The organism is Pseudomonas sp. MEJ086 (assembly GCF_030209025.1).
In the GTDB taxonomy this organism is placed as follows: Bacteria; Pseudomonadota; Gammaproteobacteria; order Pseudomonadales; family Pseudomonadaceae; genus Aquipseudomonas; species Aquipseudomonas fulva_A.
In genome coordinates this window covers 189,056-202,893 of the sequence record NZ_JARVSV010000007.1, presented here as the reverse complement: position 1 = coordinate 202,893, position 13,838 = coordinate 189,056, and the positions used below count along the sequence as shown (strand labels likewise).

Here is a 13,838-nt window from a genome sequence, read left to right as displayed (position 1 = left end):
AACTACCCGAACTGTCTACAACGACTCAAGTCATTTGCTGGCTTATGGCCATCTTTTTTTGGTCTGTGATCACTGACGGCGAGCGGCAGGGGGCCGCTCGCCGAATGGCTCAGACCTTGAGCACCAGTTTGCCGAAGTTTTCCCCTTTGAAAAGCTTGAGCAGGGTTTCCGGGAAGGTTTCCAGGCCCTCGACCACGTGCTCCTTCGACTTGACCTTGCCGCTGGCCAGCCAACCGCCGATTTCAGCCGCTGCACTGGCGAAGTTGGCCGCGTGATCCATCACCACGAAGCCCTCCATGCGTGCGCGGTTGACCAGCAGGGACAGGTAGTTGGCCGGGCCCTTGACCGCTTCCTTGTTGTTGTACTGGCTGATGGCGCCGCAGATGACGATGCGCGCCTTGGGAGCCAGGCGGCCGAGTACCGCATCGAGGGTGTCGCCACCGACGTTGTCGAAGTACACGTCGATGCCTTTCGGACACTCGCGCTTGAGTGCCTCGGGCAGCGACTCGCTCTTGTAGTCGATGGCCGCATCGAAGCCCAGTTCATCGGTCAGGTAGGCGCATTTTTCCGCGCCACCGGCGATGCCGATGACCCGGCAGCCCTTGAGCTTGGCGATCTGCCCGGCAATGCTGCCTACCGCTCCGGCTGCACCGGAAAGCACCACGGTGTCGCCGCTCTTCGGCGCGCCGACGTCGAGCAGGGCGAAGTAAGCGGTCATGCCCGTCATGCCGAGGGCCGACAGGTAGACTGGCAGGGGTGCACGCTGCGGATCGACCTTGTAGAAGCCCTTCGGCTCGCCGAGGAAGTAGTCCTGCACACCCAGGGCGCCGTTGACGTGGTCGCCGACTGCGTAGTCCGGGTGGTTGGAGGCAATCACTTCACCCACGCCGAGTGCGCGCATCACATCGCCCAGGCCAACCGGCGCGATATAGGACTTGCCTTCGTTCATCCAGCCGCGCATGGCCGGATCCAGCGACAGATAGAGATTCTTGACCAGGATCTGCCCGCTGCCAGGTTCGCCGACCGGTTTTTCCACGTAATCGAACGTATCGCGGCTGACCATACCGGTCGGGCGTTTGGCGAGCAGAAACTGGCGGTTGAGCTGAGTGGACATGGAAAACCTCCGTTGAAATAAGCAGTGGTGATAATCCTCGCCGGGGTATTGGACAAGGATGTCGCAGTGGCCGAATGTCTGTCGATCCATCGAACTGATGGGGCTGGGTTTGCTGCCGCGCCTCATGCGCAGGCCGGCGATTGCCCGCTACAGTGTGGATCAGGATCACGGAAGTCAGACCGCGGAGATGTACCGATGACTGCAAGTCCTTTGCTGAGCGTGTTTCTTCCCCTGGCTTTGGGCATCATCATGCTCGGCCTGGGCTTGTCCCTGACCCTGGCGGATTTCGCCCGGGTGGTGAAGTACCCCAAACCGGTGCTGATCGGCCTGTTCTGCCAACTGCTGCTGTTACCGGTGGCCTGTTTCTTCATGGTGCAGGCATTCGGCCTGGCGCCTGCCCTGGCCGTGGGCATGATGCTGCTGGCCGCGTCGCCTGGTGGCACCTCCGCCAACCTGTACAGCCACCTGGCACATGGCGACGTGGCGCTGAACATCACCCTGACGGCGGTGAACTCGGTTGTCGCGGTGCTGACCATGCCCTTCATCGTCAACCTGTCGCTGGCCTACTTCATGGAGGGCGACCAGGCGATTCCGCTGCAGTTCGCCAAGGTGGTGCAGGTTTTCGCCATCGTACTGGGGCCGGTGGCCATCGGCATGTTCCTGCGTAGCCGCTTTCCAGGCTTCGCCCTGCGCATGGAAAACCCGGTGAAGATCATCTCGGCGCTGTTCCTGCTGCTGATCATCGTCCTGGCACTGGTCAAGGACTGGCAGACCGTGCTCGATTACGCACCGGTAGTCGGTGCGGCGGCCCTCGCATTCAATCTGCTGAGCCTGGCGGTGGGCTACTTCGTGCCGCGCCTGCTCAAACTGAGCCTGCGGCAGGCCATCGCCATCGGCATGGAGATCGGCATCCACAACGGCACCCTGGCCATCGCCCTGGCGCTCAGCCCGGTATTGCTGAACAACAGCACCATGGCGATTCCCGCGGCGCTGTACAGCATCATCATGTTCTTCACCGCCGCCGCATTCGGCTGGTGGGTCAATGCGGCCCATGGCAAGCAGCTGGCGACGGAGGCCGAGCGTAGTGCCTAGAGGCGGGCGCTTCGGGTCGCGGGTTCAGGTAGTCCGGTGCTGGTCGTGGACAATACGCTATCCGCGATAACGCCGGAAAAGCTGTGCGCTACCGGTCCGGTGAGAAATACCGGGCCGCTGCCATCCCAGTGAACCGTCACCGTGCCGCCATCGCATTCGACATCGACGGTGTCGTCCAGCAGGCCGCGACGCATGCCGTTGACCGCGGCGCCGCAGCAGCAGGACCCCGAGCCGAGGGGAATGCCGCCGCCGCGTTCCCAGATGCGCAGCCTGATGCGTTTGCGGTCGATGATCTGCACGAAGTGCACATTGGTTTTGCTGGGGAACAGTGGGTTGATCTCCAGCACCGGGCCGAGTGTGGCGATATCCAGCGCTGTCAGGTCATCGACGAAATAGGTGCAGTGCGGATTGCCCATGCTGCAGGCCGCTGGGGTGCCGGCGAGCGGTAAGGCAACTGTGTCGTGCTCCTCGGCCAGGGGGATATTCGCCCAGCCGAACAGCGGCTCCCCCATGCTCACGGCAATGGCTGCATTGCTGGTACGTTCGCAGGTCAGCAAGCCCCGGTTGCTGCGCAGTACCAGCCTGGTGACGCTCGACTCGCGCATCAGCAGGTCCGCAACGCCCCGCGTCGCGCTACCACAGGCATCCAGCATCGAGCCATCGGCGTTCCAGAACGTCAGGCGTGCGTCGGCATCAGCGCAATCGAGTATCACAGCCAGTTGACTGAAGCCGATACCGCGCTTGCGATCGCCCAGGCGTCGAGCCAGGGCGCTTGTTATCGGGTTGAGCGAGTTGCGTGAGTCGACCACCACGAAGTCATCGCCATTGGCGTGCATCTTGTGAAAGCTCAACGGCATGCCAGGGGCCTCGATATGTTCATCGCCGCTCAGACACGTTTGCCGCCATTGAGCAGCGCCAGAGTCAGCAAGCCGGCGACGATGCCCCAGAACGCCGAACCGACGCCGAACAGGGTCATTCCCGATGCGGTGACGAGAAAGGTGATCAGCGCCGCTTCGCGTTCCTTGGGTTCGCTCATGGCCTGGGTCAGGCCGCCGATGATCGAGGCGAACAGTGCCAGGGCGGCGATGGACAGGATCAGCGCCTTGGGCAGTGCAGCGAACAGGGCGGCGAGGGTGGCGCCGAACAGCCCGGCGATGCCGTAGAACACCCCGCACCAGATCGCCGCCGTGTAACGCTTGCGTGGATCCTCATGGGCCTCGGGGCCAGCGCAGATCGCCGCGCTGATGGCCGCCATGTGAATGCCGTGGGAGCCGAACGGTGCCAAGAGGATCGACACCAGGCTGGTGGTGTTGAGCAGTGGCGATGCCGGAACGTCATAGCCGTTGGCGCGCAGCACCGCCATGCCTGGCAGGTTCTGCGAGGCCATGGCGACGATGAACAAAGGAATGCCGATGCTGATCGCCGCGGCGATGGAGAAGCTGGGTGTGGTCCATTCCGGCGTCGCCAGTTGCAACTCGAACTGGGAGAAATTCAGCAGCCCCAGGGTGCCAGCCAGCACGCAGCCGACCAGCAGCGCCGCCAGTACGGCGTAGCGGGGCAGCAGGCGTTTGCCCAGCAGGTAGGCGAACAGCATGGCGATCACCAGCAACGGTTGCTGCTCGGCGGCCACGCAGATTTCCAGGGCGATCTTGAACAGCACGCCGGCCAGCAGGGCGGCGGCGATGGAGCCGGGGATGCGCCGCATGATGCGGTCGAAGCTGCCGGTCAGGCCGCAGATCAGAATCAGCGCGGAGCACAGGATATAGGCGCCAATCGCCTCGCTGTAAGGCACGCCGGGCAGGCTGGTGATCAGCAGTGCCGCGCCGGGGGTCGACCAGGCGACCATGATCGGCGCGCGGTAGCGCAGGGACAGACCGATGCAGGTCACCGCCATGCCGATCGACAGCGCCCAGATCCACGAGGAAATCTGCCCGGCGCTGAGCCCGGCAGCCTGGCCCGCCTGGAACATCAGCACCAGCGAGCTGGTGTAGCCCGTGAGCATGCCGATGAAGCCGGCCACCACGGCGGAGGTCGAGGTGTCGGCCAGCGGACGCAGGCGCGCATGGCTGCTCTCGAGCATCACAGCACTCCTTTCATGTCGGCGAAGATCGGGTACAGCGAGGCCACCAGCAGCACCGCCATGCCTATGTTGAAGGCACGCAGTACACGGGGGTTGCGCAACCAGTTGCGCAGCAGCGAGCCGGCCACCGTCCACAGCCCCACGCTGGGGCAGTTGACCAGCGCAAACAACCCGGCGATCAGCAGCACGTTGACCAGGAAGTTCTCCTGCGGCGTGTAGGTGGTGATGGCGCCGATGGCCATCACCCAGGCCTTGGGATTGACCCACTGAAAAGCGGCGGCCTGAAGAAAGGTGAAGGGCTTGCCACGTTCGCCCGTCGTGCTGTCCGGAGCGCCGGAGCCGGCGATCTTCCAAGCCAGGTAGAGCAGATAGGCCGCCCCCAGGTAGCGCAGCAGGGTGTAAAGCGCCGGTACCTGCTCGAATACCTGACCCAGACCGAACCCCACGCACATCACCAGCACCATGAAACCGAGGCTGATACCAAGCATGTGCGGCACGCTGCGGCGCAGGCCGAAGTTCACCCCGGAGGCGAGCAGCATCATGTTGTTGGGGCCAGGTGTCACCGAGGTGACGAAGGCAAAGGCGATGAAGGCGATCAGCAGTTCCGGTGTCATGGCGAATTCTCGTGGTTGAGTTGCCACGATAGGGGCTGCCAGCGCGTTCGTCGCGGTACAGAGGCCGCTATAAGCAGCCATACAGTCGCGCCCGGGTTACTCGGCTGTGCGACCTGTACCGCTCAATGCCTTGTTCACCGCCAGCCAGCCCTCGACCGCGTGCTTGCCGCTGTCATCGAAGGCGCGCTGCAGCAGCTTTACCTGTTCCCGGCGCAAGGCCCGCTCCAGATTGGCGCCTTCGGCGGTAAGGCCGAGCAGGCGTTTGCGCTTGTCATCTTCGGCGGTGACGCTCTGCGCCAGGTGCATCTCCAGCAGCTGGCGCAGGGGAATGCTCAGTGCCTGCTTGCTCACCCCCAGGTAGCCGAGCAGTTCCTTGACGCTCAAGCCGGGATGGCGGGCGATGAAGAACAGGATGCGCTGGTGCACCCGCGACAGCCCCCGGCGCGCGAGCATTTCGTCGGCCTTGGCGGTGAACGCCTGGTAACCGAAGAAGAAGGCTTCCATGGCCGCTTGCTGAGCAGCTGAATTTTTAAGGTCAATCATGTTGACGTATATATCTCGGGCGTCGTACTTTCGGTCAACCAGTTTGACTCAATTTTCCCGACTTATCACCCGGTGACCTCCATGGCCTTCTCCGAACGCATCACCCGCCTGAAAAGCTCCCTGATCCGAGAGATTCTCGCTGCTGCCCAGCGTCCGGAGGTGATGTCGTTCGCCGGTGGCCTGCCTGCCGAAGAGATGCTGCCCACGCTCGACTGGTCGCAGATGCCTACCAGCATGGGCCAATACGGGATGAGCGAGGGGGAGCCGGCGCTGCGTGAAGCCATCGCCGCCGAAGCCCGTGCCCTGGGCGTGCCGTGCGAGGCGAGCCAGGTGCTGATCGTCAGCGGCTCGCAGCAGACCCTCGACCTGGCCAGCAAGCTGTTCATCGACCCAGGTACCAAGGTGCTGCTCGAGGCGCCAACCTACCTGGCTGCGCTGCAGGCCTTCCAGCTGTTCGGCGCCGACTGCATCGCCGTGCCGCAGGAGGCCGATGGCCCGCAGTTGCAGGCGCTCGAAGAGCAGCTGGAACGCCAGCGCCCAGCTTTCGCCTACCTGATTCCGACGTTCCAGAACCCCAGTGCCGTGCGCTACAGCGAGGCCAAACGTGACGCCGTGGCGGCCCTGCTGGACCGTTACCAGGTGACGCTGATCGAGGACGAGCCCTACCGCGAACTGGTGTTCGATGCAGGCAGCGCCACACCGATCGTAAGCCGCCTGCGCAAGGCCAGCTGGATCTACACGGGGACCGTCTCCAAGACCCTGTTGCCGGGGCTGCGCGTCGGTTACCTGATCGCCACGGCGGATCTGTACCCGCATTTGCTGCGCCTCAAGCAGTCGGCGGATCTGCATACCAATCGCGTAGGTCAGTGGCAGGCGCTGCAATGGCTGGGTACCGAGCGCTACAGCGAGCATCTGGCTGAATTGCGAGATTTCTATCGCCTGCGGCGTGATGCGATGCAGGCGGCGCTCGTCGAACATTTCAACGACCTGGCCGAGTGGCAGATTCCCCAGGGCGGTCTGTTCTTCTGGCTGCGCCTCAAGCAGCCCCAGGACACCCGGCTGCTGCTCGACGCGGCGCTGGCACAGAACGTGGCATTCATGCCGGGCGAGCCGTTTTTCATCGACCCGGATCGCGAGCATGGTTACCTGCGGCTGAACTTCAGCCACGTGGCACCGCAACGCCTGGGGGAAGGGCTGCGTCGGCTGGCGGGTGTGGTGCGGCAGGGACTGGCCGCGAACGCGGCGTGACTATCGGACAAGAGGACTTGAACATGTACAAGGTGTATGGCGATTACCGTTCCGGCAACTGCTACAAGGTCAAGCTGATGCTGACCCTGCTCGGCAAACCGTTCGAATGGGTGCCCATCGATATTTTCAAGGGCGAGACACAGAGCCCCGAGTTCCTGGCCAAGAACCCCAATGGCAGGATTCCGGTGCTGGAACTGGAGGACGGCTCGTACCTCTGGGAGTCCAACGCCATTCTCAATTTCCTCGCCGATGGCAGCGAGTTCCTGCAGACCGAACCACGCCTGCGCACTCAGGTGCTGCAATGGCAGTTCTTCGAGCAGTACAGCCATGAGCCCTACATTGCCGTGGCTCGTCGCATTCAGTGGCTCGAAGGCATGCCAGCGGCACGCGCCGAGGAGTACAAGGTGTGCCAGGTGCGCGGCCACAAGGCGCTGCGGGTCATGGAGCGCCAGCTGGAGCAGACTCCGTATCTGGTCGGTGACCGCTACTCCATCGCCGATATCGCCCTGTACGCCTATACCCACGTGGCTCACGAGGGCGGTTTCGACCTGAGCGGCTACCCGGCGGTCAACGCCTGGCTCGATCGTGTCGCCAGCCACCCGCAGCACGTGACCATGCTGGGCTGATCGGCTTTGCGGAGGGTGGGGGCGCAACCCATCGTCCATCCTGCGTTTTGAGTGGTCTCGCGGCGGACAATATCCTGTGGGAGCGGGCCATGCCCGCGAATCGGGCGCATGGCGCCCTCCCACAAGGGAAATGTGGAGTAGGCAGCCGAGTAGGATGGGTGAAACCCATCACCTTATTTATGGGTTTCACCTACGCGGCCCAATCCATTAGCCCGCATCCAGGAAGCTGTCGCGCGCATGGCGCGCTCCCACAATGAATACGTGGGCGCTGCTACTTTCGCAACAACCGCAACCCGTTAAAGACCACCAGCAAGCTCACCCCCACATCGGCGAACACCGCCATCCACATGGTCGCGTGCCCGGTGACGGTCATCGCCAGGAAGATCGCCTTGATGCCCAGGGCCAGGGCGATGTTCTGCTTGAGGATCGCAGCGGTCTGCCGGGACAGCTGGATGAACGTGGGGATCTTGCGCAAATCGTCGTCCATGATCGCCACGTCGGCGGTTTCGATGGCCGTGTCGGTGCCGATCGCCGCCATGGCGAAGCCGACATCGGCGCGGGCCAGGGCAGGGGCGTCGTTGATGCCGTCGCCGACCATGGCGACCACGCCCTTCTGACCGAGCAGGCCCTCCACCGTGGCCAGCTTGTCGGCGGGCAGCAGGTCGCCGCGTGCTTCATCGATGCCCACCTGAGCGGCGATGGCCTGGGCGGTGTGCTGATTGTCACCGGTGAGCATCAGGGTCTTGATACCCATTTCATGCAGGGTGGCGATAGCTTCACGGCTACTGGCCTTGAGCGTGTCGGCGACCGCGAACAGCGCCAGGGCGCGTTTATCGTCGCTGAGCAGAATCACCGTCTTGCCCTCACGTTCCAGTGCGTCGAGCCGAGCTTCGATCTCCGGCGAGCACAGACCCAGCTCTTCGAGCAGGCGATGGTTGCCCAACTGGTAGCGCTGGCCGTCGATCACGCCGCGCACCCCGCGCCCGGGCAGCGCCTCGAATGCCTGCACGTCGTCGAGCGCGATACCTTGCTCCTCGGCTGCCTTGGCCACCGCCTGGGACACCGGGTGATCGGAGCGAGCGGCCAGGCTGGCCGCAAGTTTGCGGCAGGCATCGGCATCGCCTTGCAGGGCCTGATAGTCGGTCTGCACCGGTTTGCCGTGGGTCAGGGTACCGGTCTTGTCCAGCGCCAGGTGGGTGATGTGCCGGCCGTTCTCCAGGTACACGCCGCCCTTGACCAGAATGCCCTTGCGCGCCGCCGCCGCCAGACCGCTGACGATGCTCACTGGCGTGGAAATCACCAAGGCGCAGGGGCAGGCGACCACCAGCAGGACCAGCGCGCGATAGACCCACTCGAACCAGTCACCATTGAGCAGCAGCGGCGGTACCACGGCCACGGCGAGGGAGAGCAGGAACACCAGTGGGGTGTAGATGCGTGCGAAACGGTCAACGAAACGCTGGGTCGGTGCCCGCGCGCCCTGGGCTTCTTCCACGGCCTTGATGATGCGTGACAGGGCGCTGTTGCTGGCGGCAGCGCTGACCTGGTAGTCCAGCGCGCCACTCTGGTTGATGGTGCCGGCGAACAGGGTGTCGCCCACGCTTTTCTCGATGGGCAGGCTCTCCCCGGTGATCGGTGACTGGTCGACCGTGGAGTGCCCATCGAGCACCTGGCCATCCAGGCCGATGCGTTCGCCGGGGCGCAGGCGAACCACGCTGCCGATGGCCACCTGTGTGACGTCCATTGTCTGCCAGCTGCCGTCTGCCTGACGCACCGTGGCTTGCTCCGGGGTCAGTGCCATCAGGCCACGAATGGCATTGCGCGCGCGATCCAGGGATTTCGCCTCGATCCGCTCGGCGATGGCGAACAGCACCATGACCATTGCCGCTTCGGGCCACTGGCCAATCAGCACGGCGCCAGTCACGGCGATGCTCATCAGCGCATTGATGTTCAGGTTGAAATTCTTGAGGGCGATCCAGCCTTTCTTGTAGACATCGAGCCCGGCCGTAAGGATCGCACCCAGCGCGATCAGCGCGACCACCCACTCCGGCGCGGTGTCGGTGAAGTGCACCAGCTCGGCCATGAATGCCGCCACGCCAGCCACTATCAGTCGCCACGGCAGGCCATCATGGGGTTGCTCGGCAACTACGCTCTGGCTTTCATCGCCTTCGGGCTGCGGGGTGAACCCCAGTTCACGTATGGCCTGCAGCGCTGGCTCGAGGGCGTCCGGACGATGACGAATGGTCAGCACCCGCTGCATCAGGTTGAACTGCAGGGCCTCGATACCGGGCTGACGGGCGAGCTTGTCGGTGATCAGGCGCTCCTCGGTGGGACAGTCCATCTGCTCGATGCGCACCCGGGTCTGTGCTGCCAGCGGCAATGCCTGCATGCCCAGGCTGGCGATGGCCTTGACCAGCAAGGGGGCCGCGCCCGCCTGGTGCTCGACCAGTAGCGTGCGGTTGAGCAGATTGAACTGCATGGCGTGCACTTCGGGCAGATGCTGCAGCTTGCCGCGAATCAGACCTTCCTCCGTAGGGCAGCACATCTGCTCGATGCGCAAGCTACTGCTCTCCATCGCCGGGCCGGTGTGGGCGGCCACGGGCTCAGCGATTGCGGTGATCAATGGGTTGCCCGAGTCGCAGCAAGGCGATGTGTTGTCGCCCGCGCAGCAAGCGTCCTGGGGGCGAACGGGCTTGGGGGTGTTGTCGTGATCGCAGCAGTTGGTCATGGTGCTTCTCCGAATAACCTGTTGCGGAGTGAACACCCTGTAGCCACTATAGGGTCAAGCATTCGAGGATCGGATCATGAAAATTGGCGAATTGGCGGCAGTCACCGGGTGCCAGGTGGAGACCATTCGATTTTACGAGCACCAAGGGCTGCTGCCTGCGCCGCAGCGTAGCGAGGGTAATTACCGGCTGTACCGGCCGGAGCACGTCGAACGGCTGACCTTCATCCGCAATTGCCGCACCCTGGACATGACCCTCGACGAAATTCGCGAGCTGCTCAGCCTGCGCGGCCGTCCATCGGAAAACTGCGAAGCCATCAATACCCTGATCGATGAACACATCGAACACGTCAGTGCACGCATCGCCAGCCTGCAGTCGTTGCAGGGGCAACTGGTCGAGTTGCGCAACAGTTGCTTGGCGGATCAGCAATCGTCGCCCTGCGAGATCATTCGCCAGCTCAGCACCAGCGACAACCTGCATGCCGAGAAGGATGTGTCCCATGTCGGGCGCAGCCATCAGCATTGAGGTGCGTCCAGGAACCACCTGGGTTGGAAGAAGCCTGGACTGCTAAAGGCGCCCTACGAACGCTTCACCCCGCGAAACGCTGATCCAGATAGGCTGCAATGGCCTTGGATTCATACAGCCAGGTGCTCTGGCCATTTTCCTCGATACGCAGGCACGGCACCTTGATCTTGCCGCCCTGGCTCTCCAGTTCGCGGCGCGAGGTGGCGTCGTTCTTGGCGTCACGCAGGGCGACAGGCACATTGAGGGTGTGCAGCTTGCGGCGAACCTTCACGCAGAATGGGCAGGCCTTGAACTGGTAGAGCGCCAGATCACCTGCGGCCTGGTCGACGGCAGCCTGTGCTTCAGGTGCACGCTTCATCTTGGCCGGACGGGTGGCGAGGTCGCCGAGAACGATCAGTTGGCCTAGGCCGAGGCGCAGTGCCTTGATAATCATGGAGAGTACCTGCAGATGTGAACGGCGCGCAGCTTACCCGAGTTGAGCGGTCGGCCCAACCGCCTGGCGGTTGCGGCATAATGCCCCGCTCATGCAACTCCGATGGCCGATGTGATGAAACCCGAAGACCTGAAATTGCTGGTGAGCCGAGAAATGCCCTTTGGCAAATACAAGGGGCGGCTGATCGCCGATCTGCCGGGGCATTACCTGAACTGGTTCGCCCGTGAGGGCTTCCCGAAGGGCGAGATCGGTCAGTTGCTGGCGTTGATGCAGGAAATCGATCACAACGGCCTGTCATCGCTGCTCGATCCCTTGCGCAGCAAACCGCGGCAGCCGTTTCGCGAGTGATCAGCGCTCGCTGAGCCGCTGTTCCAGATGCTCGATGATGCTGTCGGGCTTGAGCACCAGAATATCGCTTTCCAGGCTGTCGAGGATCACCTCGGCGGTGTTGCCGATCAGCGCACCGCTGAAGCCGGTACGCGCGACGGTGCCGATCACCGTCACGGCCGCCTGCAACTGCTGGGCGAAGTGGGGGATCAGTACGTCGGCCGGGCCTTCGGCGATATGCAGGTGTTGGTCATCGATGTCGTAGGCCTGCTGGAACGCGAGGCACTGTTCGCGGTAGCCGTCCTCGATGGTTTCGCGCAACTGGAAGGTCGGGTCTGCGGCCGCCAGCACGGGCGATGGATGGGCGCTGAGCACGTGCAGTTCGGCTTTCGCCAGGTTGGCGAGGTCATATCCGTGGTCGACGATACGGGTGTGAAGCGCCCGGTGCTCGCTGTCGGCATTGCCTACGTCGACGGCTGCCAATACCGTGCCGCCGATCCAGGGCGTCTGAGTCTTCACCAGCAGCACCGGGCAGGGGCAGTAGCGCAGCAGCTTCCAGTCATCGGGCGTGAGCAGGGCCTTTTTCAGCAGGTTGTCAGGAAGGTGCTGCTTGATCACCAGACCGCAGCCCTCGGCTTGCTGCACGACACTGACCGTTTCATGCAGGCTGCCATGCCACGCCTGCTCGGTACTGACGCTGTAGCCATCCTGCTGCAGTGCATTGCTGAGCAGCCGCAGGTGGCCGTGATGTTCGCCCGATTCATCGCAAATCAGCAGGTGCAGATGAGACTGTGTCACGCCAGCAATCAGCTTGGCGCGTTTCAGGGCAAGCGCCTCCAGATGATCCGACTGGATGACAACGAGAATGCTGCGGATGGCTTGCATGGGGTTTCCTCGGCGTATGGCTCGCCCTATTCACTATAGATGGCTTGATGCGCCTCGGACCGTGGCTCGGTGGCGCAAGCTGCGGCGGCAGGCTGCATCTTGACCTTCCCGTCGTGGCAAGGTGTAGGTTCTGAGCTCCTATCAATGGTCGAGGACCGTCAATGAAAGCCAAAGCGCTGGGTTTACTTCTGTTTGCCGGGGCGTCCGCACTGACCGCCGGCCTGGCGGCCGCTCAAGATGCCGCCAATGGTCATGCGGGCGGGCATGCCGCACACTCGGCCGAGGTCGCGTCGGCGAAGGCCGGTGCCTCGACGGCCGCCTACCGGGCGATCAACGACAGGATGCACAAGGCGATGGCCGTCACCCTGACGGGCAGTGCCGACGTGGATTTCATGCGCGGCATGATTCCCCATCATCAGGGCGCCATCGAGATGGCCAAGGTCGCGCTGCAGTACGGCAGCGATGCAAGGGTGCGTGCCTTGGCCAGCGAGGTCATTGCCGCGCAGGATCAGGAGATCGGCCTGATGAACGAGTGGCTGGCCGCTAACGCGGCGCGATACGAGGCTACCGTCGACGCCGGCAGGAGCGCTGAAGTCAAGGCCGCGTTCGAGGCCGTCAACCATCGTATGCACGGTGCCATGGCCGTTGATTTGAGCGGTGACGCCGATCAGGACTTCATGCGCGGGATGATTCCGCACCATCAGGGCGCCATCGACATGGCCAAGGTCGCACTGGCTTACGGTTCCGACCCGGCAGTGCTGAAGCTTGCCAAACAGGTCATCGCCGCGCAGGAGCAGGAAATCACCCAGATGAAGGCTTGGCTGGAAAACTGAGCCGTTCGACCAATCCACGCTCTGCGCGGGTCGATAGGCAGGACGCGCCGCTCTGGCGGCCTTATAATGGCCGGCTTATCGACTAACCAGCCGCCAGAGCCCAGACCCGTGTTGTTTCCAGCCACTGCTCCCGATCAGCCATCGCCCAGCCGCCGCAGCGCCATGCCGAACCTGCCGGAAATCCATGAATTTCTCGGTTGCCGCACGCCTCGGGCCTGGGTCGATGCTGCCCTGGCCAACCAGGAAATCATGCTGATCGACCACAAGAACTGCGAGTTCAAGGCCGCCAGCACGGCGCTCAGCCTGATCGCCAAGTACAGTTGCCACGCGGATTTGATCACCATGATGTCGCGCCTGGCCCGTGAGGAGTTGGTGCACCACGAGCAGGTGCTGCGCATCATGAAACGCCGCAGGATCGGCCTGCGTCCGGTTTCCGCCGCGCGCTACGCTTCGGGCCTGCGCAAGGTGACGCGCAATCACGAGCCGTACAAGCTGGTCGACACCCTGGTGGTCGGTGCCTTTATCGAGGCACGCAGTTGCGAACGTTTCGAAGCGATCGTGCCGCATCTGGACGAAGAGCTCGGCAAGTTCTACTTCGGCCTGTTGAAAAGCGAGGCGCGGCACTTTCAGGGTTACCTGAAGCTCGCCTATCAATATGGCGATGCGGCGGATGTCGATCAGGCCATCGAGCGGGTGAGGGCGGTCGAGCAGGAGCTCATCGAATCACCCGATACGGAGTTTCGCTTCCACAGTGGCGTCCCGCAGGCGTAGATCAGTCTTGCGCATCACCCGGGT

The 13,838-nt window shown here is 63.4% G+C and carries 15 protein-coding genes; 7 read left to right on the top strand and 8 right to left on the bottom strand.

The features are described from left to right. Positions 1 to 109 precede the first annotated feature (109 nt). Positions 110 to 1,114, bottom strand: coding sequence for an NADP-dependent oxidoreductase (locus QRN22_RS05110; RefSeq protein WP_042552556.1), 1,005 nt, complete (start codon positions 1,112 to 1,114; stop codon positions 110 to 112). A gap of 195 nt (positions 1,115 to 1,309) precedes the next feature. On the opposite strand from QRN22_RS05110, the gene QRN22_RS05105 reads away from it, so the two are divergent. Next, positions 1,310 to 2,206, top strand: a complete 897-nt coding sequence (locus tag QRN22_RS05105) for a bile acid:sodium symporter family protein (RefSeq protein ID WP_042552557.1) — start codon at positions 1,310 to 1,312, stop codon at positions 2,204 to 2,206. On the opposite strand, the gene dapF is transcribed toward QRN22_RS05105, so the two are convergent. The 4 genes from dapF to QRN22_RS05085 form a co-directional block, all read right to left on the bottom strand. After that, on the bottom strand, positions 2,203 to 3,063 hold the full coding sequence (gene dapF / locus QRN22_RS05100; RefSeq protein WP_042552558.1) for a diaminopimelate epimerase: 861 nt from the start codon (positions 3,061 to 3,063) through the stop codon (positions 2,203 to 2,205). The genes QRN22_RS05105 and dapF overlap by 4 nt on opposite strands. A 29-nt stretch (positions 3,064 to 3,092) precedes the next feature. Then, the gene (locus tag QRN22_RS05095; protein ID WP_042552559.1) at positions 3,093 to 4,286 is read right to left on the bottom strand and encodes a benzoate/H(+) symporter BenE family transporter; all 1,194 of its coding nucleotides are present in this window, start codon (positions 4,284 to 4,286) and stop codon (positions 3,093 to 3,095) included. Beyond that, complete coding sequence (locus tag QRN22_RS05090; protein ID WP_042552560.1) at positions 4,286 to 4,900, bottom strand: LysE family translocator; 615 nt, start codon at positions 4,898 to 4,900, stop codon at positions 4,286 to 4,288. Before QRN22_RS05090 ends, QRN22_RS05095 begins: the two co-directional genes overlap by 1 nt. Before the next feature lie 96 nt (positions 4,901 to 4,996). Next, a complete protein-coding gene (locus QRN22_RS05085) occupies positions 4,997 to 5,443 on the bottom strand; it encodes a MarR family winged helix-turn-helix transcriptional regulator (protein WP_042552561.1) in 447 nt (148 codons plus the stop codon). A gap of 81 nt (positions 5,444 to 5,524) precedes the next feature. Here QRN22_RS05085 and QRN22_RS05080 point away from each other — a divergent pair, with 81 nt between their 5' ends. Together QRN22_RS05080 and QRN22_RS05075 are read left to right on the top strand one after the other, a co-directional pair. Next, the gene (locus tag QRN22_RS05080; RefSeq protein WP_042552562.1) at positions 5,525 to 6,691 is read left to right on the top strand and encodes an aminotransferase-like domain-containing protein; all 1,167 of its coding nucleotides are present in this window, start codon (positions 5,525 to 5,527) and stop codon (positions 6,689 to 6,691) included. A 23-nt stretch (positions 6,692 to 6,714) separates the two neighbouring features. After that, complete coding sequence (locus QRN22_RS05075) at positions 6,715 to 7,317, top strand: glutathione S-transferase family protein (RefSeq protein ID WP_042552563.1); 603 nt, start codon at positions 6,715 to 6,717, stop codon at positions 7,315 to 7,317. A gap of 271 nt (positions 7,318 to 7,588) precedes the next feature. On the opposite strand, the gene QRN22_RS05070 is transcribed toward QRN22_RS05075, so the two are convergent. Continuing rightward, positions 7,589 to 9,703: a heavy metal translocating P-type ATPase gene (locus tag QRN22_RS05070; protein ID WP_499115822.1), complete on the bottom strand. Its 2,115-nt coding sequence runs from the start codon at positions 9,701 to 9,703 to the stop codon at positions 7,589 to 7,591. 415 nt (positions 9,704 to 10,118) lie between these two features. On the opposite strand from QRN22_RS05070, the gene cadR reads away from it, so the two are divergent. Further along, positions 10,119 to 10,565, top strand: a complete 447-nt coding sequence (gene cadR / locus QRN22_RS05065) for a Cd(II)/Pb(II)-responsive transcriptional regulator (protein WP_042552564.1) — start codon at positions 10,119 to 10,121, stop codon at positions 10,563 to 10,565. A gap of 64 nt (positions 10,566 to 10,629) precedes the next feature. Here cadR and QRN22_RS05060 read toward each other — a convergent pair whose 3' ends face one another. Further along, positions 10,630 to 10,998, bottom strand: coding sequence for a glutathione S-transferase N-terminal domain-containing protein (locus QRN22_RS05060; protein ID WP_042552565.1), 369 nt, complete (start codon positions 10,996 to 10,998; stop codon positions 10,630 to 10,632). Positions 10,999 to 11,112: 114 nt separating this feature from the next. On the opposite strand from QRN22_RS05060, the gene QRN22_RS05055 reads away from it, so the two are divergent. After that, entirely contained in the window at positions 11,113 to 11,346 is a 234-nt protein-coding gene (locus QRN22_RS05055) for a DUF3820 family protein (RefSeq protein WP_042552673.1), read from the top strand. On the opposite strand, the gene QRN22_RS05050 is transcribed toward QRN22_RS05055, so the two are convergent. Then, on the bottom strand, positions 11,347 to 12,210 hold the full coding sequence (locus tag QRN22_RS05050) for a universal stress protein (RefSeq protein WP_042552566.1): 864 nt from the start codon (positions 12,208 to 12,210) through the stop codon (positions 11,347 to 11,349). A 161-nt stretch (positions 12,211 to 12,371) separates the two neighbouring features. Between QRN22_RS05050 and copM the strand changes: the two genes are divergently transcribed. Both copM and QRN22_RS05040 read left to right on the top strand, forming a co-directional pair. Further along, the gene (copM, locus tag QRN22_RS05045) at positions 12,372 to 13,043 is read left to right on the top strand and encodes a CopM family metallochaperone (RefSeq protein ID WP_042552567.1); all 672 of its coding nucleotides are present in this window, start codon (positions 12,372 to 12,374) and stop codon (positions 13,041 to 13,043) included. 162 nt (positions 13,044 to 13,205) lie between these two features. Beyond that, entirely contained in the window at positions 13,206 to 13,814 is a 609-nt protein-coding gene (locus QRN22_RS05040) for a MiaE family protein (protein ID WP_042552674.1), read from the top strand. Positions 13,815 to 13,838: the final 24 nt, after the last annotated feature.

Bases quoted from the DNA above. Each gene is read 5' to 3' on its own strand.
- QRN22_RS05110 (WP_042552556.1), bottom strand. From the start codon at position 1,114: ATGTCCACTCAGCTCAACCGCCAGTTTCTGCTCGCCAAACGCCCGACC.
- QRN22_RS05105 (WP_042552557.1), top strand. From the start codon at position 1,310: ATGACTGCAAGTCCTTTGCTGAGCGTGTTTCTTCCCCTGGCTTTGGGC.
- dapF (WP_042552558.1), bottom strand. From the start codon at position 3,063: ATGCCGTTGAGCTTTCACAAGATGCACGCCAATGGCGATGACTTCGTG.
- QRN22_RS05095 (WP_042552559.1), bottom strand. From the start codon at position 4,286: ATGCTCGAGAGCAGCCATGCGCGCCTGCGTCCGCTGGCCGACACCTCG.
- QRN22_RS05090 (WP_042552560.1), bottom strand. From the start codon at position 4,900: ATGACACCGGAACTGCTGATCGCCTTCATCGCCTTTGCCTTCGTCACC.
- QRN22_RS05085 (WP_042552561.1), bottom strand. From the start codon at position 5,443: ATGATTGACCTTAAAAATTCAGCTGCTCAGCAAGCGGCCATGGAAGCC.
- QRN22_RS05080 (WP_042552562.1), top strand. From the start codon at position 5,525: ATGGCCTTCTCCGAACGCATCACCCGCCTGAAAAGCTCCCTGATCCGA.
- QRN22_RS05075 (WP_042552563.1), top strand. From the start codon at position 6,715: ATGTACAAGGTGTATGGCGATTACCGTTCCGGCAACTGCTACAAGGTC.
- QRN22_RS05070 (WP_499115822.1), bottom strand. From the start codon at position 9,703: ATGCAGGCATTGCCGCTGGCAGCACAGACCCGGGTGCGCATCGAGCAG.
- cadR (WP_042552564.1), top strand. From the start codon at position 10,119: ATGAAAATTGGCGAATTGGCGGCAGTCACCGGGTGCCAGGTGGAGACC.
- QRN22_RS05060 (WP_042552565.1), bottom strand. From the start codon at position 10,998: ATGATTATCAAGGCACTGCGCCTCGGCCTAGGCCAACTGATCGTTCTC.
- QRN22_RS05055 (WP_042552673.1), top strand. From the start codon at position 11,113: ATGAAACCCGAAGACCTGAAATTGCTGGTGAGCCGAGAAATGCCCTTT.
- QRN22_RS05050 (WP_042552566.1), bottom strand. From the start codon at position 12,210: ATGCAAGCCATCCGCAGCATTCTCGTTGTCATCCAGTCGGATCATCTG.
- copM (WP_042552567.1), top strand. From the start codon at position 12,372: ATGAAAGCCAAAGCGCTGGGTTTACTTCTGTTTGCCGGGGCGTCCGCA.
- QRN22_RS05040 (WP_042552674.1), top strand. From the start codon at position 13,206: ATGCCGAACCTGCCGGAAATCCATGAATTTCTCGGTTGCCGCACGCCT.